This window comes from Streptomyces aureocirculatus (genome assembly GCF_000720475.1).
Classification (GTDB): domain Bacteria; phylum Actinomycetota; class Actinomycetes; order Streptomycetales; family Streptomycetaceae; genus Streptomyces; species Streptomyces aureocirculatus.
Genome location: NZ_JOAP01000197.1, coordinates 1 through 245 on the forward strand (window position 1 = coordinate 1; position 245 = coordinate 245).

Sequence of the window (245 nt, forward strand, 5' to 3'; positions counted from 1 at the left end):
TTAAGTGCCCCGTACTTCAACCAGATCTCACGGTGGTAAAGGATGTCCTCGACGCCGAGAAGCGTGTAGCCCGGCGGAAGGATGTCGGTCAGACCTGACCCGTCGTGGCGTAACAGCGAGCGCTCGACGTCCTTCGGTAACTGTTCCCCGACAGACTCGTACAAGCGCTCCAGATCTGCGCGAGTGCAAGGAGCCGGCAGCGGATCTTCTTCCGGGGCGTGCTGAGCTATCCAGCGTTCGATCTT

The 245-nt window shown here is 60.0% G+C and carries 1 protein-coding gene; it reads right to left on the bottom strand.

The window, feature by feature from the left end; translation table 11 throughout:
- Positions 1 to 245: hypothetical protein (locus IG78_RS50850; RefSeq protein ID WP_031130132.1), on the bottom strand; the 245-nt coding region annotated here is incomplete at both ends.